The organism is Pseudomonas sp. Sample_9, assembly GCF_004307535.1.
Lineage (GTDB): Bacteria > Pseudomonadota > Gammaproteobacteria > Pseudomonadales > Pseudomonadaceae > Aquipseudomonas > Aquipseudomonas mercuritolerans.
The window spans coordinates 37,485-58,960 of the sequence record NZ_RAZO01000028.1; the positions used below are offsets into that span (position 1 = coordinate 37,485).

General features: G+C 56.9%; 21 protein-coding genes. 15 read left to right on the top strand and 6 right to left on the bottom strand.

Annotated features, from left to right (window positions below; all coding sequences use genetic code 11):
- Window positions 1–12: 12 nt before the first annotated feature.
- Window positions 13–642, bottom strand: coding sequence for a glutathione S-transferase family protein (locus D6877_RS01870; protein ID WP_093101809.1), 630 nt, complete (start codon window positions 640–642; stop codon window positions 13–15).
- 166 nt (window positions 643–808) lie between these two features.
- Between D6877_RS01870 and D6877_RS01875 the strand changes: the two genes are divergently transcribed.
- The gene (locus D6877_RS01875; protein ID WP_231990160.1) at window positions 809–1,234 is read left to right on the top strand and encodes a MarR family winged helix-turn-helix transcriptional regulator; all 426 of its coding nucleotides are present in this window, start codon (window positions 809–811) and stop codon (window positions 1,232–1,234) included.
- A 64-nt stretch (window positions 1,235–1,298) separates the two neighbouring features.
- On the top strand, window positions 1,299–1,847 hold the full coding sequence (locus tag D6877_RS01880; protein WP_093101807.1) for a nuclear transport factor 2 family protein: 549 nt from the start codon (window positions 1,299–1,301) through the stop codon (window positions 1,845–1,847).
- Between the two features lie 79 nt (window positions 1,848–1,926).
- Here D6877_RS01880 and D6877_RS01885 read toward each other — a convergent pair whose 3' ends face one another.
- The gene (locus D6877_RS01885) at window positions 1,927–2,529 is read right to left on the bottom strand and encodes a helix-turn-helix domain-containing protein (protein ID WP_093101806.1); all 603 of its coding nucleotides are present in this window, start codon (window positions 2,527–2,529) and stop codon (window positions 1,927–1,929) included.
- A gap of 173 nt (window positions 2,530–2,702) precedes the next feature.
- Here D6877_RS01885 and D6877_RS01890 point away from each other — a divergent pair, with 173 nt between their 5' ends.
- From D6877_RS01890 to D6877_RS01905, 4 genes are all read left to right on the top strand, one after another.
- Window positions 2,703–2,981 (top strand): LysR family transcriptional regulator, encoded by a 279-nt coding sequence (locus D6877_RS01890; RefSeq protein WP_093101805.1) that lies wholly within the window; start codon window positions 2,703–2,705, stop codon window positions 2,979–2,981.
- Window positions 2,982–3,121: 140 nt separating this feature from the next.
- Window positions 3,122–4,366 carry a multidrug efflux RND transporter periplasmic adaptor subunit MexE gene (mexE, locus tag D6877_RS01895; protein WP_093101804.1) on the top strand — a complete coding sequence of 415 codons (1,245 nt, stop codon included), beginning with the start codon at window positions 3,122–3,124 and terminating at the stop codon, window positions 4,364–4,366.
- An 11-nt stretch (window positions 4,367–4,377) separates the two neighbouring features.
- On the top strand, window positions 4,378–7,569 hold the full coding sequence (locus D6877_RS01900; RefSeq protein ID WP_093101803.1) for an efflux RND transporter permease subunit: 3,192 nt from the start codon (window positions 4,378–4,380) through the stop codon (window positions 7,567–7,569).
- The gene (locus D6877_RS01905; RefSeq protein WP_093101802.1) at window positions 7,569–8,987 is read left to right on the top strand and encodes a TolC family protein; all 1,419 of its coding nucleotides are present in this window, start codon (window positions 7,569–7,571) and stop codon (window positions 8,985–8,987) included. Before D6877_RS01900 ends, D6877_RS01905 begins: the two co-directional genes overlap by 1 nt.
- A 173-nt stretch (window positions 8,988–9,160) precedes the next feature.
- Here D6877_RS01905 and D6877_RS01910 read toward each other — a convergent pair whose 3' ends face one another.
- Window positions 9,161–9,724: a TetR/AcrR family transcriptional regulator gene (locus D6877_RS01910; RefSeq protein WP_197677831.1), complete on the bottom strand. Its 564-nt coding sequence runs from the start codon at window positions 9,722–9,724 to the stop codon at window positions 9,161–9,163.
- Between the two features lie 98 nt (window positions 9,725–9,822).
- Between D6877_RS01910 and D6877_RS01915 the strand changes: the two genes are divergently transcribed.
- The 3 genes from D6877_RS01915 (at window position 9,823) to D6877_RS01925 (ending at window position 12,626) form a co-directional block, all read left to right on the top strand.
- Window positions 9,823–10,467 carry a glutathione S-transferase gene (locus tag D6877_RS01915; protein ID WP_093101800.1) on the top strand — a complete coding sequence of 215 codons (645 nt, stop codon included), beginning with the start codon at window positions 9,823–9,825 and terminating at the stop codon, window positions 10,465–10,467.
- Between the two features lie 3 nt (window positions 10,468–10,470).
- Entirely contained in the window at window positions 10,471–11,514 is a 1,044-nt protein-coding gene (locus D6877_RS01920) for an alpha/beta hydrolase (RefSeq protein ID WP_241662832.1), read from the top strand.
- A 113-nt stretch (window positions 11,515–11,627) separates the two neighbouring features.
- Complete coding sequence (locus tag D6877_RS01925; protein ID WP_093101798.1) at window positions 11,628–12,626, top strand: zinc-binding dehydrogenase; 999 nt, start codon at window positions 11,628–11,630, stop codon at window positions 12,624–12,626.
- A gap of 438 nt (window positions 12,627–13,064) precedes the next feature.
- On the opposite strand, the gene D6877_RS01930 is transcribed toward D6877_RS01925, so the two are convergent.
- Entirely contained in the window at window positions 13,065–13,991 is a 927-nt protein-coding gene (locus D6877_RS01930) for an AraC family transcriptional regulator (RefSeq protein ID WP_093101797.1), read from the bottom strand.
- Window positions 13,992–14,129: 138 nt separating this feature from the next.
- Here D6877_RS01930 and D6877_RS01935 point away from each other — a divergent pair, with 138 nt between their 5' ends.
- Genes D6877_RS01935 through D6877_RS01945 form a run of 3 tightly spaced genes read left to right on the top strand, consistent with a single transcriptional unit; the run spans window position 14,130 to window position 16,268 of the window.
- On the top strand, window positions 14,130–14,873 hold the full coding sequence (locus D6877_RS01935; protein WP_093106733.1) for an SDR family oxidoreductase: 744 nt from the start codon (window positions 14,130–14,132) through the stop codon (window positions 14,871–14,873).
- Between the two features lie 19 nt (window positions 14,874–14,892).
- The gene (locus D6877_RS01940) at window positions 14,893–15,294 is read left to right on the top strand and encodes a VOC family protein (protein WP_093101796.1); all 402 of its coding nucleotides are present in this window, start codon (window positions 14,893–14,895) and stop codon (window positions 15,292–15,294) included.
- Window positions 15,291–16,268: a saccharopine dehydrogenase NADP-binding domain-containing protein gene (locus D6877_RS01945; protein WP_093101795.1), complete on the top strand. Its 978-nt coding sequence runs from the start codon at window positions 15,291–15,293 to the stop codon at window positions 16,266–16,268. The genes D6877_RS01940 and D6877_RS01945 overlap by 4 nt, the downstream gene beginning before the upstream one ends.
- Before the next feature lie 31 nt (window positions 16,269–16,299).
- Here D6877_RS01945 and D6877_RS01950 read toward each other — a convergent pair whose 3' ends face one another.
- Window positions 16,300–16,902 carry a TetR/AcrR family transcriptional regulator gene (locus tag D6877_RS01950; RefSeq protein ID WP_093101794.1) on the bottom strand — a complete coding sequence of 201 codons (603 nt, stop codon included), beginning with the start codon at window positions 16,900–16,902 and terminating at the stop codon, window positions 16,300–16,302.
- A 155-nt stretch (window positions 16,903–17,057) separates the two neighbouring features.
- Here D6877_RS01950 and D6877_RS01955 point away from each other — a divergent pair, with 155 nt between their 5' ends.
- Window positions 17,058–17,798, top strand: coding sequence for an SDR family oxidoreductase (locus tag D6877_RS01955; RefSeq protein WP_093101793.1), 741 nt, complete (start codon window positions 17,058–17,060; stop codon window positions 17,796–17,798).
- 152 nt (window positions 17,799–17,950) lie between these two features.
- The gene (locus D6877_RS01960) at window positions 17,951–18,361 is read left to right on the top strand and encodes a VOC family protein (protein WP_093101792.1); all 411 of its coding nucleotides are present in this window, start codon (window positions 17,951–17,953) and stop codon (window positions 18,359–18,361) included.
- A gap of 667 nt (window positions 18,362–19,028) precedes the next feature.
- Here D6877_RS01960 and D6877_RS01965 read toward each other — a convergent pair.
- The gene (locus D6877_RS01965) at window positions 19,029–19,940 is read right to left on the bottom strand and encodes a LysR family transcriptional regulator (protein WP_093101791.1); all 912 of its coding nucleotides are present in this window, start codon (window positions 19,938–19,940) and stop codon (window positions 19,029–19,031) included.
- Between the two features lie 398 nt (window positions 19,941–20,338).
- On the opposite strand from D6877_RS01965, the gene D6877_RS01970 reads away from it, so the two are divergent.
- Complete coding sequence (locus D6877_RS01970; RefSeq protein WP_093101790.1) at window positions 20,339–21,394, top strand: tartrate dehydrogenase; 1,056 nt, start codon at window positions 20,339–20,341, stop codon at window positions 21,392–21,394.
- The last annotated feature ends 82 nt before the right edge of the window (window positions 21,395–21,476 follow it).

Consider the following 21,476-nt stretch of genomic DNA (forward strand, 5'->3'; position numbering starts at 1 on the left):
GATGGATCATTTTCACGATGACGGCTTGGATTCAAATGCCTGCATGCCCAGCTTCACTGCAGGTCGGGCCTCTATCAACGCCAGCCAGCGTGCCATGCGGGGCAACTTCTCCCAATGAATTTGGTCGCGCACCGATCTTGCAAAAGTAAACGCAGAAATATCGGCCATTGAAAAGGCATCGCCCGCTATGTACCCGCCCTCGAGAAATGCCTCTGCCGTCATCAGATGTTCCAACGCTCGTCGGCTTAATGGTGCAGATGCATCTTGCTGCCCTATCTGGCGCAGAAAAAAAGCAGCGTGGCTTGGCGCGATAACATCCGTGACGAAGAAATAAAACCGGTCGTAGACCCGGTACCGTTGAGCACTCGGCCCTCTGGGCGACAGCCGACCAGGGGCGTGTTCGTCAGCATACTGAATAATGCCATTTGACTGATTGATTACAAGGGGAGGTGAGACGCTGTGATTTACAAATGTCGGAGCCTTACCTAACGGGTTAAGCGCCAGATATTCTGGGGCACGCTGATCGCCAGAGAGAAGGTCAAGGCACCTCGGGGTAAATTCTATGCCCGCCTCAGTCAAGGCGATTGCAGCTCGCACACTGTTCCCCGTTGATGCGCCATAAAGCTCCCGTATCTCAGACATAAAATTCTAACCTCGTAAAATTGGTTACGCGAATGCATCCACGAAGGACTACGTATTACGGTTTCAGCAATTTTGCTGACCTCTCAGAATTTCGTCGGCGCCGAGCACAGCCTCAGTGCCTCAATTTGTACTTGACTGGTGTGTATTTACACATATGATGGTCGTCATGAAAAGCCCCCATGGCGCCGACCTTTGTCATTGCCTCGCCGCCAGACGCCATGCGCGTCTGCTGACCCGCCTCTACGATCGGCATCTGTCTGCTGCGGGTCTCACTGCCTCGCAGTTTTCTACTCTTGCGTTGATCAATGAGCACCCCGGGATTCTGATCGCCGAATTGGCTGAGGTAATGGTCATGGAGCGAACTACGTTGGTTCGGGCACTGAAGCCACTGCAGAACGAAGGTTATGTCGCTAGCCATGCCGAAGGGCCGCGTTCTGCCATCAGGCTCACGCTGTCTGCGCAAGGACGAGCGAAGTTGGCGGAGGCCGAGCCCTATTGGAAAGCCGCGCAGCGTGAGCGTGAGGATCAAATCGGCGGGGTCGCAGCAGTTCTGATTCGTAACTCGCTTCTTCAGCAGGCCGGTGGCGAATAAATTTTTTTGCGTGTTTGGTGTGTAACTGCACATATGATTCTTACCCAGAAATGAGGAAGTACTCATGAAAGCTTTTCCAAGAGTTCCGTCCCAGAGCGCTGTCAATCCAGCGGAGCGAATCAGTGCGATCGACTTCGTGAACAGGCTCAATTGGTGGTTCGAGACTTGGGATGTGGAGGCAATGGTCGATGCTTTTCTACCGGACGCCGTCGCGTACCACTTCCATGGCACCATTCGTGGCCACGATGAGATTCGCCAGTTCTTCAAGAAGGACTATCCGTATCTGATTCCTGGCGTCAGCCGACACGCCACCAACCACATTGTCGATGCGGATGAAGACGGCGTCGTGGTGCGCTATCAGAATCTGCTGGTGCGCTACGCGACGCCAGAGTCGGCCGCGATACTGGGAGATGGCCAAGCCATCGATAGCCCCGATGATTTGCCTGCCATCTGGCTCTACTCGCCAATGATGGATCGCTTGCGTCGAACTGAACACGGCTGGAAAGTCTTCGAGCGGTTCATAGGTGGTTCAGCCATCAACATGAGGCTTAACCCACCGATTACTGATGCTGCTCAACTTGCCAAGTACATGCCCCAATTAAAGCAAGCGTAAGACCTGCCATCGTCGAGTAGAAATGAAAGGGGGGCGTTCCACACATATTCGGAATAGCGAAGCCCTTGCTAACAGTAAGTCAGTCTTCATCCTTTGAGCGGCGCTTAGCAGCCCGCTCTTTTTTTGTGGGAGTGACAGGCCAGGCATTAATGACCGATTGTAGAAACTGCTCAGACAGTTCAGGGCTATCCAGCGCTCTGGCAATGAGCATCGCCCCGGTGATCGATGAAAGGATGCGTAGTGACTCTTGGTACTTTTCTTCATGATTTGCGCCTTCGACCAACGCCATCAGGGTATCGATCAAATGCTCGACGCCTCTGGTGAAGGAGCTGCTGACCGTGCCACCGGTACGCGCGACATCCGCACCTAATGCAGGAATCGGACAACCCTCGGTCCAGTTATCCAGATGCGCTTGTGTCAGGTACGTCTTGACGAGCTCAGGAATAGATTTGGCATTCTGCCAATCCTGAATATTTGATTCAAATGTCCGGCTGACCGCTTCTGACGCGAGCTGTTCCTTGCCGCCCGGAAACTGTCCGTAGAATCCGCCATGGGTCAGTCCAACTGAGCGCGAGAGCTCGCCGATACCAATTCCGTCGATGCCTTTTTCCCGATACAGCCGTGACGCTGCAGTAAGGATGGCTTCTTTGTTGGCTGCGGCCTGGTCTTTCGTCACTTTCATGAAATTGCTCCTGTGGCCAGGTTGGCATCGCCTGGACATAACGATGTTGCTGGGCTGGCTTTCATGATATTCGTCATATAAAGTTGCTGCAATGGCTGTCTAGGCATCTGTAGAAGTCTCGCGGATCCCATGGCTTTAGCTCAAGTCAAATAATTTTCCGGTGGACCGGCCCCATGAAACGTAATGATCTGCGCTGTGTCGATCTGAATCTGCTGGTGGTGTTCGAAGCTCTTATTCAGGAGCGCAACCTCACCCGCGCCGCTGAAAAATTATCTCTTGGTCAGCCAGCGGTCAGCGCAGCGCTGGTGCGTTTGCGCAGGCTGTTCAACGACCCTCTGTTCGAGCGCATCGGTCGTCGAATGGTGCCCACCTCTCGTGCATTGCGTGCTGCACAGACGCTCGGGCCGGCGTTGGATTGCGTGTGTACTGCGATCGCCGACACCAGGGTTTAACCGGGCTGATCCCTTTTTTTGTCATTAAATATGATGGCTATCATTATTAGTGATAGCCAACTTCACTCCCTTCGATTCGTCGTGACCTCGTGCGAGGCCGAGAATCCGCAAATTCCCAAACCGTCTGGCGGACACAACCCATGGAACAGTCACTCAAACCTTTGCGTTATCCCCTTGCCGCGTTGGCGCTGGTAGCGCTTGCTGCGTGTGAACGCACACCCGATGCCGCTCAGGTTCCCGGGGCGCCGCACGTTACCGTCGCGAAAGTGCTTGAGCAACCCATCACCGAGTGGGATGAAGTCACTGCTCGCCTGGAAGCACCAGAAACCGTAGAGGTTCGCCCACGGGTGACGGGCCAGATCGAACGCGTGGCTTTTACCGATGGTGTGCTGGTGAAGAAGGGCGATTTGCTGTTCCAGATTGATCCGCGTCCGTTCGAGCATGAAGTGCATCGCATCGAGGCGCAGTTGCAACAGGCACGCGCCACGCTGATCCGCACTAGCAACGAGGCGCAGCGCGGACAGCGTCTGTTAAGCAGCAACGCGATCTCTGCCGAACTCGCCGACACTCGCACAACCACGGCGCAGGAAGCCCGGGCCGGTGTCGATGCGATCCAGGCGCAGCTGGATCTGGCGCGTTTGAATCTCAGCTTTACCCGCGTCACGGCGCCGATCACCGGTCGTGTCAGCCGCGCGGAAATCACCGCCGGCAACATTGTCACCGCCGACACGACCGCGCTGACCAGCGTGGTCTCCACCGACAAGGTCTACGCATACTTCGATGCTGACGAACGCATGTTCCTCAAGTACAGCCTGCTTTCCCGCCAGGGCCAGCGCGGCCAGACCACGCCGGTCTACATGGGGCTTTCGAACGAGGAGGGCAACACGCACCTTGGGCAGATGAATTTTGTCGACAACCAGGTAAACCCGAAAACCGGCACCATCCGAGGCCGTGCGGTTTTTGATAACGCTGGCGGTCAATACACCCCTGGTCTGTATGCGCGCTTGAAACTGGTGGGTAGCGCTGCGTATCCCGGTCTGTTGATCAAAGACGAAGCGGTCGGCACCGACCTCGGCAAGAAATTCGTGCTAGTGGTCGGCCAGGACAACAAAGCGGTTTATCGCAGCGTTGATCTGGGGCCGAAACTGGAAGGCCTGCGCATCGTGCGCAGCGGCTTGCAGAAAGAAGATCGCATCGTCATCAACGGCCTGCAGCGCGTCCGCCCAGGTGCTTTGATCGATCCGCAGGACGCGCCGATGGCGAGCCCGGAAACGGTCACCACACTGGCTCGCCAGCGTCAGGCAATCGAAGCCGCCAATCAACCGGCTTCAGCTAAATCGCCTGCGCTGGTGAATGCTGAATCTGCCGCTGCACCTCGCGGATAAGGAGCACTGACATGAAGTTCTCCCAGTTCTTTATCACGCGGCCGATTTTCGCCGCAGTGCTATCGCTGCTGATCCTGATCGCCGGAGCCATCTCGCTGTTCCAGTTACCGATCAGCGAATACCCGGAAGTGGTGCCACCGACCGTGGTGGTCCACGCCAACTACCCCGGCGCCAACCCGAAAGTCATCGGTGAAACCGTGGCCGCGCCGTTGGAGCAGGCGATCACCGGCGTCGAGAACATGTTGTACATGTCCTCGCAATCCACCGCTGACGGCCGACTGACCCTGACCGTGACATTCGCTTTGGGCACCGATCTGGACAACGCCCAGGTCCAAGTGCAGAACCGTGTGACCCGCACCGAACCCAAGCTGCCAGAGGAAGTGACGCGCATAGGTATTACCGTCGACAAGGCTTCTCCCGAGCTGACCTTGCTGGTGCATCTGGTGGCACCGGACAAGCGCTACGACATGCTCTACCTGTCGAACTACGCGATCCTCAACGTCAAGGATGAGCTGTCGCGCCTCGACGGTATCGGCGATGTGAAGATGTTCGGTATCGGTGATTACTCGCTGCGTATCTGGCTCGATCCGAACAAGACCGCTTCGCGCAATCTGACCGCAACCGACGTAGTTAACGCGGTGCGCGAGCAGAACCGTCAGGTCGCTGCAGGACAACTGGGTTCGCCGCCGGCACCGAATGCCACGAGCTTCCAGATGTCGATCAACTCCCAGGGGCGTTTGGTCAGTGAAGAAGAGTTCGAGAACGTCATTATCCGCAGCGGTCCGGATGGCGAGATCACGCGTCTGAAAGACATCGCCCGGGTCGAGTTGGGCTCCAACCAATACGCCTTGCGCGCCTTGCTCAACAACGAGGAAGCGGTGGCGATGCCGATCTTCCAGCGTCCGGGCTCGAATGCGATCGACATCTCCAACCAGGTGCGGGCGAAGATGGCGGAACTGAAGAAGAGTTTCCCGGAAGGCATGGACTACGAAATTGTCTATGACCCGACGATCTTCGTGCGCAGTTCGATCGAGGCAGTGGTTCACACCCTGTTCGAAGCATTGATTCTCGTGGTACTGGTGGTGATCCTGTTCCTGCAAACCTGGCGCGCCTCGATCATTCCGCTGGTCGCGGTGCCGGTGTCGCTGATCGGTACGTTTGCCGTGATGCACCTGTTCGGCTTCTCGTTGAATGCGCTGTCGCTGTTCGGCCTCGTGCTGGCGATCGGGATCGTGGTGGACGATGCGATCGTGGTGGTGGAGAACGTCGAACGGAACATCGAGTCGGGGCTGGAACCGGTCGAGGCGACCAAAAAAGCCATGGGCGAGGTGACCGGTCCGATCATTGCCACGGCGCTGGTGTTGTGTGCGGTGTTCGTACCCGCAGCCTTTATTTCCGGCTTGACCGGGCAGTTCTACAAGCAGTTTGCGTTGACGATTGCGATCTCTACGGTGATCTCTGCGTTCAACTCCTTGACCTTGTCACCGGCCCTGGCCGCCGTGTTGCTCAAGGCACACGGCGCACCGAAGGACCGTTTCTCCAAAGTGTTGGATCGCCTGCTTGGTGGCTGGCTGTTCAAACCTTTCAACCGCTTCTTCGATAAGGCCAGCCATGGCTATGTGATTGCCGTGGCCAAGATCATTCGCGGCAGCAGCGTGGCGTTGCTGATATACGCAGGTCTGATCGCCTTGACCTACATGGGCTTCAGCACCACGCCGACCGGTTTTGTGCCGACCCAGGACAAGAAGTACCTAGTGACTTTCGCCCAATTGCCGGACGCCGCGAGCCTGGATCGCACCGAAAACGTGATCCGGCGCATGAGCACCATCGCCATGAACGAACCGGGCTTCGACAGCGCCGTGGCCTTCCCGGGCCTTTCGATCAACGGCTTCACAAACAGTCCGAATGCCGGCATCGCCTTCATCGGTTTGCGGCCGTTCGATGAGCGCAAGGATCCGAGCCTGTCAGCCGGGGCGATTTCCGCTTCGCTGAACGCCAAGTTCGGCAGCATCCAGGACGCCTACATCGCGGTGTTTCCGCCGCCGCCAGTGCAAGGCTTGGGCACCATCGGCGGGTTCCGTTTGCAGATCGAGGACCGGGGCAACCTGGGTTACGACGAGCTGTACAAAGAAACCATGAACATCATCAACAAGAGCCGCAGCGTTCCGGAGCTGGCCAACCTGTTCACCAGTTACACGATCAACGTGCCGCAGATCGAAGCCGCCATTGACCGCGAAAAAGCCAAGACCCACGGCGTGGCGATCAACCACATTTTCGACACGTTGCAGGTGTACCTGGGCTCGCTGTATGCCAACGACTTCAACCGTTTCGGGCGGACCTACCAGGTCAACGTACAGGCCGAACAACAGTTCCGCCAGGAGCCGGAACAGATCGGCCAATTGAAGGTGCGCAACGACCGCGGCGAGATGATCCCGTTGGCCACCTTCGTCAAGATCAGCCCTAGTTCGGGGCCTGACCGCGTCTCGCACTACAACGGTTTCGTCACCGCCGAAATCAACGGCAGCGCTGCGCCAGGCTACAGCTCCGGCCAGGCCCAGGCGGCGATTGAAAAACTGCTGAAAGAAGAATTGCCGAATGGCATGACCTACGAATGGACCGACCTGACCTACCAACAGATCCTGTCCGGCAACACCGCGTTGCTGGTGTTCCCGCTCTGCGTGTTGTTGGCGTTCCTGGTGCTGGCGGCGCTGTATGAAAGCTGGAGCCTGCCATTGGCGGTGATCCTGATCGTGCCGATGACCCTGCTGTCGGCGATTGCCGGGGTGATCATTTCCAAGGGCGACAACAACATCTTTACCCAGATCGGCCTGATCGTGCTGGTTGGTCTGGCCTGCAAGAACGCGATCCTGATCGTCGAGTTCGCCAAGGACAAACAGGAGCAGGGCATGTCGCCGCTGGATGCGGTGCTGGAGGCTTGCCGCATGCGGTTGCGGCCGATCCTGATGACCTCGTTCGCCTTCATCATGGGTGTGATTCCGCTGGTGACGTCCACTGGTGCCGGCTCCGAAATGCGCCGGGCGATGGGGGTTGCGGTGTTCTCCGGGATGCTCGGCGTAACTTTCTTCGGCTTGCTGCTGACGCCGGTGTTCTTCGTGCTGATTCGTCGCTCCATTGAGCGCAAAAACGCACGCAAGGTCGCCAAGGTTCACCCAACAACCGCATTGCATCCGGAGGCACACTGATGAACACCTTGAAGCTTTTTTTTCCCAGCCTTCTCGTCGTTGCGCTCGCCGCGTGTACGGTCGGTCCCGACTACAAGACGCCTGACACCGCGCCGGCCACTATCGTGTCGATCCAGGGCGGGCACTACGATCAATCGCGGTTTGAAACGGTGTGGTGGCAGCAATTCGATGACCCCACGCTCAACCAGTTGGTGAGCAAATCCCTGGAAGGTAACCGCGATCTGCGCGTGGCGTTCGCCCGCTGGAAAGCGGCCCGAGCGATTCGGGACGACGTCAGCAACGACAATTTGCCGGTGGTTACCAGCCGCGTCAGCAGCCAACAAGGAAAGGGCCAAGTGCCCGGTCAGACCGAAAGCCGCGTCAATCAGGAACGCTATGATCTTGGCCTCGACATGGCCTGGGAAGTCGATCTGTTCGGTCGCATCCAGCGCCAACTGGAATCCAGCGACGCTCAGGAAGATGCTGCCGCCGCAGACTTGTATCAACTGCGCGTGACGATGATTGCCGAGTTGGTGGACGCCTATGGCCAATTGCGCGGCGCACAACTGCGGGAAAAGATCGCCCTGGCCAACCTGAAGAACCAGCAGGATTCGCGCAGCGTGACGGTCAGCCTGCGCGATGCGGGTGCGGGTAATGAACTCGACGTAGTGCGCGCCGATGCACGTCTGGCTGCGGTCGAGGCTACGGTGCCGCAACTTCAAGCGGAGCAGGTGCGGCAGAAAAACCGCATCGCCACGCTGCTGGGTGAGCGTCCGAATACGTTGAGCGTGTCGTTGAACCCCGCCGAGTTGCCAGCCATCGCCAAAGTGCTGACAATTGGTGATCCCGCAGAGCTGCTGCGTCGGCGCCCGGATGTGCTTGCCGCCGAGCGCAGGCTGGCTTCCTCCACTGCGGATATCGGTGTGGCCACCGCCGACTTGTTCCCGCGCGTGAGCCTGAGCGGTTTCCTTGGTTTCACCGCCGGCCGTGGTTCGCAGATTGGTTCCAGTGCCGCCAGGGCCTGGAGTCTGGGACCGAACATCACCTGGGCAGCATTTGATCTGGGCAGCGTGCGGGCGCGCATTCGCGGTGCCGACGCCAATGCCGAAGGCGCGCTGGCGACCTATGAACAGCAAGTGCTGCTGGCGCTGGAAGAGTCTGAAAACGCCTTCAGCGACTATGGCAAACGCCAACAACGCTTGTTGTCGTTGATCAAACAAAGCGAATCGAGCCGCGCCGCTGCCGACCTTGCGGCCATCCAGTACAAGGAAGGAACCGTGGATTATCTGGTGCTGCTGGATGCGCAGCGCGAGCGGCTCAACGCCGAAGATGCTCAGGCACTGGGTGAAACCGATCAGTACCGTGGCATCGTCGCGATCTATAAAGCGTTGGGTGGTGGTTGGGACAGCGGTGACGGCAGGGTCGCGAGCGTTTATTGATATACCGATCGAAACCCCTGGCGGAATCTTTGGCACAATATCAGAAGCGATTTAGAGAAGGTGCAGCGTTTACCTCGCCTGATCGTTCGTCATTATGATTCCAGCAGCGATTGCTCACACCATCGCTGCTGGTCTGGACTCCACAGGCAAGGCGTGTCGAGAACTGCGGCAACTTAAGGTAATAGGCCTGCCGAGCGATACGTCGCGATTGTTCTGTCAAAGACACTGATGTCAGCCCGCCCGCGAGCGATCAATTGAGCTCCCTCCACAGCCGCATAGATCGCCAGCGCTTGTTCCTGTCGTTCCTCAAGGCTCAGCTGTGGCCGGCAAACCGACAACACTTCCGTCAGCCAGCGCACATTCAGTTCGGTGAAACCGTCGACCTCTGTCCTTACCTCTGGTGGCAAGTCATCGTATTCGGCAGACATGATCCCGCACAGGCACATGCGATTGTCGTTGACCAAAGCCATGCGAAAGATGTCCGTGTAGCCCTTGATCCACACATTCAGGTCGTCGGAATCGGCCCGTAAGCCAGCAAGGTATTCAAGCCCATCCTCGGTGTAACGTTTGGCTAAAGCCGCGCCCAAGTCGCCTTTGGTAGGGAAGTGGTAGTGGATGCTCGCGCTTTTGATGCCGACTTCCTTGGCGAGCTCACGAAAGCTCAAGCCGTTGTAGCCCCGGGTCTGCACCATCTTTCGGGCAGCCGACATGATCGTTTCTCGTGTATCCGTCGTCACAAATAAATCTCCCTATCGATAGATAGACGTTGACAGTGAAAATGTTCTTGCCGTAGCTTATACCTATCGATAGGTAGATGGATAGTTATGGAGCTCGTATGAAGATTTTTGATATCCCTGGTTTTCCTAACCCGCTGCGCATTCGTATTGTTCTCGCCGAAAAAGGGCTGGGCTCGCAAGTAGAGTTCATTAAGGTCGACCTGCCTGCTGCGGAACACAAGCAACCCGCGTTCCTGACGATCAACCCGTTGGGTACCGTCCCGGTGCTGCAACTGGATGACGGCACCAACATCAGCGAATGTACCGCAATCACCGAGTATCTGGACAATCTGGACGGCAACCCGATTCTCACCGGCAAGACGCCGAAGGAAAAGGCCATTATCCACATGATGCAAAAGCGCGCAGAGTCCGAGCTGGCGGATCCGGTCGGCTATTACTTCCACCACGCCACGCCGGGGCTCGGTGCCGCGCTGCAGCCCTACAAGAGTCCTGAATGGGAAGGTCGTATCGAGTGGGGCAACCGTCAGCGCGACAAAGCAGTTGCCGGCATGCACTACTTCGATCAGCTCTTGCGCAGTCAGCCATACATCGCCGGTGAGCAATTTTCCATGGCCGACATCACGGTGTATGCCGGGCTGATCTTCGCCGGTTTCGCCAGTATTGCCATCCCCAATCAGTGCAGCGCGCTCCTGGCATGGCAGGCGAAAGTGCAGCAACGCCCAAGCGTAAAAAATCCCGCCTGATCCTTGCTCCTCCGCCCCAACTGGAAAACAGTCAGGGCGGACCTAAACCTACTCGTTTTTTTCAGGTTCCTCTATATGACCCTTTTCAACATCCGATGGGCGATGCGCCATACCCTGGCCATCGTCGCGCTGACGACTGCGTGCTCGACATTGACTGTTCAGGCCAGCAGCACCCCAGCAGAAAAAAAAGCTGCACATAGCTATATCCATCAAACCGCTCCGACCCAGTTCATCGAAGTCGAGGGTGCGCGCCTGGCATATCGTCGCTTCGGCAAACCCAGTGCCGTGCCACTGGTATTTCTCCAGCATTTCGTTGGCAACCTAGACAGCTGGGATCCCAAAGTCATCGACGGTTTTGCCCGTGATCGTGAAATTATCCTTTTCGACAATGCCGGCGTCGCCAGTTCCAGCGGTGAAGTACCGAACACCATCGAAGGCATGGCCAAATATGCCTCCGGCCTGCTGCAGGCACTGAACGTGAAAAAGGCTGACTTGCTCGGCTTTTCCATGGGCAGTCTGATCGCACAGCAAGTGACGCTTGATCATCCGAACCTCGTCCGTCGCCTGATTCTGGTCGGTTCATCACCTCGCGGTGGAGTTGGTATGGACTCGCTGACGCCGGAATTTCAGGGCTACCTGGCGAAAAAGCGTGCCGTACCGGATGAACTGTTGCTGGACGTTTTCTTTACCCAGACCGTAGAAAGCCAGGCCGCCGGACGCGAATTCCTTTCCCGTCTGCGCTCACGTAGGGTCAATCGCGATGTTGATGTCGATAGCAAGACTGCACCCGCACAAGCAGCCGCCATCGCTGGTTGGGGGGCGCCAGCCGGCAACGCCAACGACTACCTGAAAGGCATCAAGCAACCGACGATGGTAGTCGCCGGCAGCCATGACATTGTCTTCTACACAGTTAATGACGTGACCTTGCAGCAGAGTTTGCCCAACGCCCAGTTGGTGATCTACCCGGATTCAAACCATGGCGCGATCTATCAATACCCGGATCTATTTTTGAAACACGCCACGCTGTTTCTCAATGGGGTGAAGTAATCGAAACAAAGCACTGACGATTTGCTCGGCAGTACATGCCGCACGACCGATTAGGCTCCAAGTCAGGCCTGCGTCTACAGATCTGACGAGCGAAGAATCCAGGATCTCAAAATATGAAAGCGATTCAGTTCCGTAGCTTCGGCGGCCCCGAAGTACTCGAGTACGTCGACTTGCCAACGCCCGTGCCGCGGCCGGGAGAAGTATTGATAGAAACCTCCGCGATTGGGGTGAATTTTCCGGATATTCGTGAACGGTTAGGCATGTATAACCGGCCCGAAACACGCGTTGGTGGTGTCACGCTGCCGCATGTATCCGGACTTCAGGTGGTCGGACGCGTTTCAAAAACAGGAGCGGGCGTTGACCGTGCCGTTATCGGGCGCAAGGTCATGGCCTTGATGCCCAAGGGCGCATACGCACAGCAGGCTATTGCCCGTGCTGACATGCTGGTAATGCTGGATGAGTCGGTAAACGACGTCGCCATGGCGGGTTTACCTTGTCAGGGGGTGACTGCGTTCCTCGCTCTACGCACATGCGCGCATTTACAGTCAGGTGAAAGCGTTTTGATCCAAGGCGCCGCCGGGGGGCTTGGCAGTCTGGCTGTGCAGATTGCAAAAGCCATGGGCGCACAGACAGTTTTCGGTACGGCCAGCACTGAAAATCGACGCGCATTCGTGCGCAGCCTCGGGGCCGACTATGCCATTAGCTACGACACTCCCCAGTGGCCGGAGCGGGTGCTTAAATTGACCGAGGGGCGTGGAGTCGATGTGATCCTCGAAACCATCGGCGGCGAAGTGTTCGATCAGAATTTTGAGTGTCTCGCCATGCTGGGGCGTTGTGTGGTGGTAGGCTCCACGCGGGGGCCAGGCGAGGCATTGGCGCCTCGTCGGTTGATGGCCAAAGCGCAAACCTTGACCGGCATGTACCTGCCGACGTTCTTCCAGCGCCCTACTTTGATTCGCGAAGCTTTGCAATTCCTCGCTGATGGCGTTTCAGGCGGAGTGATCAGACCAGTCATCGGCGCGACGTTACCCCTGAGCGAAGCAGGGCTGGCGCACGCCTTATTGGAGCGAAGGGAAGTGCAAGGCGTCATTGTGCTGGATCCAAACCTCTAAGAGTGAATCTCCGATTCCCTGAGTTTTCTCGCGAATTAATGATGTAGGGGGGCTGTGGCGTTGATCAGGCGGACAAACATTCATCAGTAAATATGTCCTCACGAGAAGAGGACGCTATGCGGCATCACGGTTTCAATGGCAATGCAAGATGTTGACGCTCGGACTGGTGCTCGCGTGGGACGATCAATGCATTAGTGCGGTCACATAGCCTTTCTAGGTCTATAAAGGATAAGGTCTTGCGCACACGCGTCACGCCATCCTCATTAAGAGTGGCCCGATATTAGCGTTGCGATTATGGCGGTTCGTCTACCGATGGCGGACCTGATAGGCTGCTTCTGGCCGTTAGCGGCCACTTGCGAACGGCCGCTTCTAGGCGAAACCTGTTATACATGAACGCCAGCAATTGCTCGATTACAACCCCCCCCATTAGCCTGAAATCTAAGTCTTGAAGGGAGCCAGTTTCCTGCCCCCGTCAGATTGTGGAACCTTCGTTTTTCCGAGAATTCTTCCTGCATCCTTCGCAGGTGAAAGCCCAAATACCTTCGTATAGTCTCGACTAAACTGCGTTGGGCTTTCGTAGCCCACCTCGAAAGCTGCCGCCATGACGCTCCTGCCGCTGGCTACCATGAGCATCCGCGCCTGAAGTAAGCGCACTCGTTTGTGATACTGCAATGGACTCAACGTCGTCACCGCTTTGAAGTGGCGATGGAAGGCCGAGACGCTCATTGCCGCTTTCTGAGCCAAGCTTTCCACCCTGATCGGCTGCGCAAAATCTCGACGGATCCATTGAATGGCTGTGTTCACTCTGGCCATGGCGGTATCGGGCGCTGCGATCTCTCGCAGCATCCAGCCGTGGGGGCCTTGCAGCACGCGAAACAGTATCTCGCGTTCATAAACAGGCGCCAGGGCTGCGATAGCTTCCGGGTTGCCCATCAATCGCAACATGCGCACCCATGCGTCCATTAATTCGGTCGTAACGGCCGCCACCGAAAAGCCCGGGTCGCTTTCATGGCGGCCGACAGGTTTGGGCAGGTCAGCCAGCAAGGTTGATAACACGGTGGGATCAAGCGTGAGGCTTATGGCCAGATAGGGTTCGCCCGTTGCCGCAGGGTGCACCGCGCCCACCGCAGGCAACTGAATCGACATGACGAAATAGGTCGCAGGGTCGTATCGCAGCGTGCGGTCGCCCACGGTCATGGTTTTGCTGCCCTGCAGAATCAAGTTGATCATCGGGTCATAGACTGCCGCCAGCATATGCTCGGGGATTTTGCCTTGGACCATAGCGACGCGGGGAATGCCCGTCTCTGTGCGGCGTTTTTCGGCCTTGGCGGCGAGGATGCGGAGTTCGTTAAGTTGTTCGTTCATGCTGGCCATGCTGAATGTCACAGCAGGAGCAACGCAAGCGAAAAGTAGAAACAGGCAGATTTCGAGTAGGAACGGCTGCGTCCGCAGTGACCAGCGCCCTTAATGTGGAGGCTCATTCAAGCAGTCGAGGAGTACGTCATGGGCGTTATCGTCATTACCGGAGGCAGTCGAGGGATCGGTGCGAGTGCAGCAGAACACGCCGCCCGGTGGGGTATGGGTGTCATTCTTACTTACAACCAGCATCCGGACGATGCGGATGATGTGGTGCGACGCATTGAACGAGCGGGCGGCAAGGGCGTTGCGCTTAATCTCGACGTGGCGGATGTGGAAAGTTTCAAAGGGTTCCGCGATGCCATCCTGTTAGTGCTCCGGGAGACATGGGGCACAAGCACCCTCTCAGGTTTAGTTAATAACGCCGGCTATGGCCTGTTCAACCCGCTGGCGTCGGTCAGCGAGGCTCAGTTTGATGGTCTTTTCAAAGTCCATCTGAAAGGCCCTTTCTTTCTGACGCAGACCTTGCTGCCATTACTGGAGGAGAACGCCAGCATCGTCAATCTGACCAGCGCTACTACACGCGTGGCCACCTCCGGGGTGGCGCCGTATGCGGCGTTCAAAGGTGGACTGGAAGTGCTCACGCGCTACATGGCCAAAGAGTTCGGTGATCGGCGCATACGTGTCAATGCGGTTTCACCTGGGGCGATTCGAACCGAGTTAGGTGGCGGGCTCAATGATGAGTTTGAGGCGATGCTGGCTGAGCAAACGGCGCTAGGCAGAGTCGGTGAGCCCGAAGATGTGGCCCGCGTCATTGCCATGTTGCTGTCCCAAGACGGGGCCTGGATCAATGCCCAGACCATCGAAGTCGCGGGCGGCTACATCATCTGAACGATCGGGAGACGTTGCCATGCTGGATCATATTTTTCTGTCTGTGAGTGACATTGAGCGCTCTATCCGTTTCTACGAAGCTACGTTGGCGCCGCTGGGTATCACCGCGCGCTTGGACTACGATGGCAAGGACGGTCCGCCTGGGCATCCGGACCTGAAAGGTTTCGGCGCCAAGGGCCGGATGTTTTTCTGGCTGCGTCAGGGTGAAGTCGAAGGCCGAGCGGTACATGTCGGTTTCGTCGCAGACAGTAAAGCTCAGGTTGCGGCGGCCTATGCGGCAGCGTTGGCTCAGGACGCCGTCGATCAAGGCGCACCGGGGGCGCGTCTGCACTACGACCCCAACTACTACGCGGCCAATGTTCTGGATCCTGACGGATACAGCCTGGAATTCGTTTACAAGAACTGGCAGCACGCACAATGAAAAAATTGATGATTTATGGCGCAACCGGCTACGTCGGGCGCATGGCGACCGACTATGCAGTGGCGCAGGGACTGGACGTTGTCATCGCCGGGCGCAGCCACGACAAGCTGCGCGCTCTGGCTGCACAGTTGGACGTTCCTTATCGCGTGTTTTCCCCTCATGCCCCGTCGACACAATGCCTGGAAGGCATTGGCCTGCTGGTGAACTTTGCCGGCCCCTTCGCGCGGACAGCTGACGCCTTGATGTGGCTCTGTATCAAGGCTGGAGTCGATTATCTGGATATCACGGCCGAGATCAACGTATATCGGTTGGCCGAGCAATTGGGCGATGAGGCGGCAGGGGCAGGGGTCATGCTCCTACCTGGCGTCGGTTGGGACGTAGTGCCGACCGACTGCCTGGCGGTGCATGTCGCTCGTCGGGTGAAATATCCGCAGTCGTTGAACATTGCACTACAGGTCGCGGGTTCCATTTCACGTGGGTCAGCACTGAGTGTTAGCGAAATTGTTGGAGCGGGGCTGCTGGCCCGGATTGATGGAGCGCTTCTTTCAACTCCCGATGCGCAACCGCGACACTTCGATTTTGGCGACGGCCAGGAGCTTTGCGTGCCTTTGTCGTTCGGTGATCTGGTCACCGGCTGGCGCTCCACCGGCATTCCCAATATTGCAATGTTTGTACATTTTTCCGGTGATCCATTACCTGACGGAGATCTTTCAAAAATTCCCGAGGGGCCGAACGCGCAACAGCGCGAAGCTCATCGCGCTCGGGCAGTGGCCGAGGTAACTGGCGCTGACGGCACTGTGGCACGTTCAGTGATCGAAACCGTCAACGGTTACACCTATACGCCGATTGCTGCCATGGAGGCGGCACGCCAAGTATTGAACGGCGTGCGAAGACCGGGTTTTGAGACACCGGCAAAGCTGCTGGGCGGCTCATTCGCCGAGAGCATCGGCGGTACGACCATCACTGATTACTGATTGATCGGACGATAGTGCAGATGTTGTTTACTCAGGATTCCACTGCGCTGTCGTCTGCCTCGAACTCATGGGCAAGCCACCTGCCGGCAATCCGTGCGACGTTCACCAAGCGCTCGCTGGACATCCCGCTGCATGCCGCTGCAGACAGCCCCCGCAGGGTGACCAGGATGTAGTCAGCCCAGGTCTGCGCAGCGTCCGGGCAGACTTGGTCCAGATACCGGCGGATCGCCTGGATTCCAGCGTCGCCGAATTTCTCCGCCATGTTTCGAGCGACCGGATCGTCCGCACGCAGGCCTTCGGTGATCAGGCAACCACGCAAAGCGCTATCTCGCCCGTACTGCTGCGCAGCGGCAATCAGCAGCGAGGTTAGCGCTTCGGCGGGAGGTCGATCCGGTGCCAGCAGTCTGTCCATTGGCAGCGCGTTTTCTGCGGCATAGCGATGCATTGCTCGTTCGAACAGTTCGGCCTTGCTTCCATAGGCTGCGTAAAAGCTCGGCGGCTTGATATTCATTGCCTCGGTCAGGTCGGTCAGGCTGACAGCGTCGTATCCACGCTGGTGAAACAGTGCTTGTGCGATGGCTATCCCTTGCTCCCGGTCAAAGGCGGAACGGCGCTGTCTGGGTTTTTCGTTCATGGCTATTTCTCTAGGTAATACGCCACTGTAGCGATCGCTACATGCAAGTTCAAACGCTTCGGTTGCTCCTTTTATTTAGTACTCACTAAATAATTTGCAGAGGACGTTCTTCCTATGTAGTGTTCACTACATATACGACAGTTGAGGTTCATCCCATGCAATTCAGAAACAAGGTCGTGCTGGTTACTGGCGGTTCTTCGGGCCTCGGCTTCGCAATCGCCGAAGCATTCGTCAGCCAGGGTGCGGATCTGATCATTACCGGGCGCCGCCAGCCTCAGCTAGACGAAGCAGCAAGTCGCCTCGGTGGGAATGTTTCTGCGGTGCGGACTAATATCTCGGACCCAGCCTCCCTAGGGGAACTGTTCAAGCATATCGGTGCGGTCCACGGTCGTATCGATGTATTGATCGCTAACGCCGGGATGGGTGAAATCGAGCCTCTAGGTGCAATCACCGACGCGGGCTTCGATCGGGTGTTCGCGACCAACGTCAAAGGCACCACCTTTACGGTTCAGGGGGCGTTACCGCTGATGAGCGAGGGGAGCAGCGTTGTCATTATCGGCTCGACTTCTTCGATCAACCCTGGACCTGGTATGAGCGTGTACGGAGCAACCAAGGCCGCACTACGCGCGTTGGTGAGGAGCTGGATTCTCGACATCAAAGGATCGGGTGTACGCATTAACTTACTCAGCCCCGGGCCGGTGGACACCCCGTCCCTACGGGCCGTGCTTGGTGAAAACGCGCCACAGGTAATCGATTTGCTAAATGAGAAGAGCACCCTCGGCCGGATCGGCCAGGCACACGAGATCGGCCAAGCTGCGCTCTTTCTGGCGAGCGAGGCGTCGAGCTATGTCAATGGTGCCGAGCTGTTCGCCGACGGTGGAGCTTCTCAGGTTTGAACGCCCATGGATCGGTCGTCTCGCCAAATGCTTACCTTCCGCTGAACGACGACAATGCCTTAACGGGCAATCCGCAACGGGAATATCATTCGCTTATAGCTGACGAGTGCAACCATCCTGCCGAGTGAATCGGGGATGCAAGGAGTTACCAAATGAGTAAGTTTGCTGGATCAGTAATCGATCATGTGGGCATTGGTGTCTCGGACATTTTGCGCGCTCGCGCCTTTTACGAGCGGTCGCTCGAGCCGTTAGGGATCACATTGCTAATGAGCATCGAGACGGACCATCCGCATTCGACGCCTCGCAGACTTGGGTTCGGCTCCGCAGGCAAGCCGTTCCTGTGGCTGCACGATGCACCAGTTCCCAGCTACGGGGCTCATATCGCGCTGATGGCGCAGAGTCATGGGGCCGTCGACGCATTCCATGCGGCTGCCATCGCCGTTGGCGGACAGGACAATGGCGCACCAGGCATCAGGCCTCAGTACCACTCCGATTATTACGCAGCCTATGTACTGGGCCCTGACGGAGTTAATCTGGAGTGTGTTTGCCAACTGACGCCTTAGGTGCCTGGGCTCTCATTAGGTATCTGTCAGGTGGCATTCTTCGTCAGCTTTTCAACCGCATCGAGCTGTTAGCCAATGGAGGTTTTCCCAGAATTGAATGTGTTCCTGTTTAGCTATGGAGCAATTCTTATAACCGATAGCAGCGCCAACTCAAGATGTCTCGTGGCACGGCTGTAATGAGGCTCCTCCTCTGGCCTGTTGCTGTGGCTGCTCCTGGCCGTTAGCTGCCGCTCGTGACCGCCAGCTTCCGGCCAAAAGCTGACAGTCGTGGCCGCACTATGATGAGCTAGCCTCCAATCGAGGCTGGGGGCATTCGATGCTTGACTTCTACACGACATCCCCTGTCGGGGCGACAAAAACAACAAGAGTTAAACTGCTACCGGGGAGATACTGTACGACGCGAAATTCCTGCTGCGGCACCGTCCCGTTGGTAGCGATATTGAACTGGCTGCACGCGGGGAAGAGGAACCCGATCACTTCGGCTCCTTAATTGACCCCTGTGGGCAGTTCCTCTGCCGAAAGCTGAGGCAAGCCGCTGAGCGGCAGTGAATCATGCCCCTTCCAAGATCACGTATTCCGGCAAGTTTTACATGCCTCTGGCATTAGTCTGGCCCCGTGGCGCTTTGCTTGCGCTGTTTGCGGTCCATCGGATTGTAAGTCAATGAGCTCATTCGGCTTCGCTCAAATGGTCGATATGAGCAAAGCGCTCGACCAGAAAGTCGATCAGGGTGCGAACCCGTGCAGATAGCTGCAGTTGCTGCGGGTAAACTGCATAGACATCCGCGCGGGTAGGCGTCTGATCTTCAAGGATCAACTGCAAGCGGCCGCTTCGGACATATCGGGCGATGTCCCACTCTGCTCGCATCAGAATGCCGTAACCCTCCAACGCCCAATTCAAAGCCACCTCGCCGTCGTTGCAACCCAGGGCGCCATGCACTTTGATGTTTTGAGTACGGCTCCCTGCTGCGAAACTCCATACGCCATAAGGCGTCTCGTTTTGCCTGATGAAAATGCAGTTGTGCTGCTGCAAATCTGCCAGTCGCTCAGGTGTGCCGTGCTTCTGCAGGTAGAGGGGAGAGGCACAGAGCAACCGACGGTTGGATGCGATTTTGCGAGCATGGAATGCTGCATCTGGCAGTGTGCCGAAACGGATGCTCAGGTCAAACCCATGGGTCGTGAGATCCAGTGGGTGGTCGCTGATCTCCAGTTGTATTTCAACCTCAGGATACCGGCTGTAAAAGGCCGCCAACGCCGGCCCGATATAGCGGCGACCAAAGCCGAGCGATGCGTTGACCCGAATCAACCCTTTGGGAGTTGCCCGACTGCTGCTGACCATCTGCTCGACCTCATGGATCTGCGTCAGGATTCGCGCCGCGTGGGAGAAGTAAAGCTCACCCTCTGTGGTCAGGCTCATTGAGCGGGTGGTGCGATTGATTAAACGAATGCCCAGCCTGGCTTCCAGCGCCGATAGACGTTTGCTCACTGCCGGAGGGGTGACCCCCAGCTCGCGAGCCGTGGCGGCAAGGCTGCCTTGGTTGGCCAGCAGGTAAAAAAACGACAGGTCTAAGGTCTGGCTCATTCATCGCTCAAAGTCGTGTATGGGGCGTATAAGTTTGATTGAAGCATCATCAATACATATATCCTGCCCATGGCTTGTCTGAATAGCATTTTCAACCTGCAAAAGCAGGAGCTTTAGGTGAAGGTGCTCTGGTTTCCGTCAGTGCTGCGCTTGCTTCGGGGGCGAGCCACCTTGAACCGTAATCACCTTTTCAAATCCGCACGGCCCGGTTGTTTACCTGAAGGCTTGGTCTCGAGTGGTTTACGGCTCAAAAAAGGCGAAGGATTCATAACCTAAAGTAAATTATGTAGTGATTTAAAGTAACTCACGCCTTCCGATTCAATACTTATACTCGGAACACACCCTGATCGAACGACTCCGTTTGACGGGCAAAACAAAACTTACAAAGGTGTTCCCAAATGAATGCGTACAAAATTGCTTCGGTTCCTGGAGACGGTATCGGCATTGAAGTTATTGCTGCCGGGGTTGAAGTCCTCAAGGCGCTGTCCAAGAAAGTCGGCTTTGAAATTACCTTCAAGGACTTCGACTGGAACTCGGATAACTACTTGAAAAATGGCTACTACATTCCGGAAGGTGGCCTGGAAGAACTCAAGACTTTCGATGCGATTTTCTTCGGTGCCGTAGGTGCGCTGAACGTTCCTGACCACATTTCTTTGTGGGGACTGCGTCTGCCTATTTGCCAAGGCTTTGACCAGTACGCAAACGTACGTCCTGCCCGCGTGCTTCCTGGCGTTAAAAGCCCGCTGCACAATGGTGATCAGATCGACTGGGTCGTGGTGCGTGAAAACTCTGAAGGTGAGTACTCGGGCAACGGCGGACGCGTACACCGTGGCTTGCCAGAAGAAGTGGCCACTGAAGTCTCTGTGTTCACCCGTGCCGGTGTTGAGCGTATCCACCGTTTTGCTTTCCAGTTGGCCCAGAGCCGTCCGCGCAAGCACTTGACTATGGTCACTAAGTCCAACGCCCAGCGCCATGGCATGGTGTTGTGGGATGAGATCTTCTACGAGGTGGCCAAGGACTTCCCTGATGTGAAGATCGACAAAGAACTGGTCGATGCCGTTACCACACGCATGGTGCTTAAGCCATCCACTCTGGATGTGATCGTGGCGACCAACCTGCACGCCGATATCCTTTCCGACCTCGCCGCCGCCTTGTCAGGTAGCCTGGGTATTGCACCGACTGCCAATCTAAATCCTTCGCGCCAGTTCCCGTCGATGTTCGAGCCGATCCACGGTTCCGCCTTCGACATCACCGGTAAAGGCGTCGCCAACCCGATCGCAACCTTCTGGACTGCGGCCATGATGCTCGAGCATCTGGGCGAGGCTGCGGCCGCCAAGGAACTGATGTCCGCCATCGAAGCTGTTACCGAAAGCGGTTTGCACACGCCTGATTTAGGCGGTACAGCGACCACTCGGCAGATCACCGACGCTGTAATCAAGCTGATTGGCCGCTAATTCATAGTAATAACTACGGCATACCGCCAAGGGAGGGGTCATTGATCCAGCCCTTGGCATTTCCTGACAACAATAAAAAATC